The organism is Bradyrhizobium diversitatis (assembly GCF_016031635.1).
Taxonomy (GTDB): domain Bacteria; phylum Pseudomonadota; class Alphaproteobacteria; order Rhizobiales; family Xanthobacteraceae; genus Bradyrhizobium; species Bradyrhizobium diversitatis.
The window spans coordinates 1-1,259 of the sequence record NZ_JACEGD010000100.1 but is presented as its reverse complement, the minus strand read 5'-3'; the positions used below and the strand labels follow the sequence as shown (position 1 = coordinate 1,259).

Annotated in this window: 3 protein-coding genes; all 3 read right to left on the bottom strand. The window is 59.3% G+C overall.

Annotated elements, in window-relative coordinates; genetic code table 11:
* Positions 1–215: transposase (locus H1B27_RS39610; RefSeq protein ID WP_376709002.1), on the bottom strand; the 215-nt coding region annotated here is incomplete at its 3' end.
* Between the two features lie 285 nt (positions 216–500).
* A complete protein-coding gene (locus tag H1B27_RS39605; protein ID WP_246516086.1) occupies positions 501–941 on the bottom strand; it encodes a LysR substrate-binding domain-containing protein in 441 nt (146 codons plus the stop codon).
* Between the two features lie 22 nt (positions 942–963).
* A partial coding sequence (locus H1B27_RS39600) for a transposase (protein WP_197966091.1) occupies positions 964–1,259 on the bottom strand: 296 nt, incomplete at its 5' end.

Here is a 1,259-nt window from a genome sequence, read left to right as displayed (position 1 = left end):
GCGAAGACATACCCTACGATCAACATCCGGATCATCAGCTCCGGATCGATCGACGGGCGACCCATGGACGAATAATGAGGAGCAAGTTCGCTGCGAAGCCAGGATAGATCGAGAGCAGTGTCGATCTTCCGCACCAGATGATCTTCGGGAACTACATCGCTGAGATGAAACTCGTAGAACAGTTGACCTTGGTCACCCTTCAGACGGCCCATCATGGATCGACCTCGTCGCGATTCGCGTCAACACAACGGAATCACGCTTGCTGGCTCGTCTCAACTGACTTTTGCAACAATATCGGCCCGTGACGCACCTTCGCTCCGAGGGCTGTAAAGTCGGCTCTCGGGAGGTGAGCCGACCGGCGTTATGCGAGCGGCCGTAGGCAGCCTTTGACCCTTCGGCGACATCGCGTCGACTTTGAGATCTGCTTTGTGCCACAAGCGACTCTCGCCGTCAGACCGCAGCTTTGACGCTAGGAACTTCGAACGCGGAAGAGAAGCGGATCAAGGACCAGACCGTAACCACTCGGAGAAGGCCCGGATGGTTCGCGCGCGCGGATGGCCCAGCTTACTGACCACATGGAAGCCGTAGCCAGGCAAGCTCAACTTGAACGCCTTCACGAGCGTACCAGCTGCGAGGTCGTGCGCCACGAGCACATCACTGAAAACCCCGACTCCCTGTCCGGCGATCACCGCCTCGATGGCGTGCAGTTCCTCCCGGAAGCTCAGGTGCTGCATGTCCTTGAACTGGGGCACTTCGCGCCACCTGCGCTGAGCCGCGGCGAGCCATCTCTGCCACGTTGGCGGCTCACGATCAGCCGGCGACCAATAGGAGTGAATCAGAACGTGGTTTGCAAGGTCGACTGGTCTTTTCAAGCGCTCCGTTGCAAGCAAACGCGGACTGCAAACCGGCCAGAATGTATCGCTGAAGAGATCATCGACCATTCCGTCTGTCGGCCGTGTTCGGCTAGGTCGTGGACTCAAACCGCATCCAGATTCGCGTTGAGGCAAGCAAGACGGCGGCAAGGAAGTTGCGGGCGGTCTTGTCATATCGTGTCGCGATACGGCGGAAATGCTTCAACTTGTTGAAGAAGCGCTCGATCAAATTGCGTTGGCGATAGAGGGCGGGATCGACCGAGCGCTGGACCTTGCGGTCGCGGCAGGTCGGGATATGAGCCCGCCCACCACGGCTTTCGACCAGGTCGATGAGAGCACGGGCATCATAGCCGCGATCGGCGACGAGATCGCGGCCGGGTTCGAGCG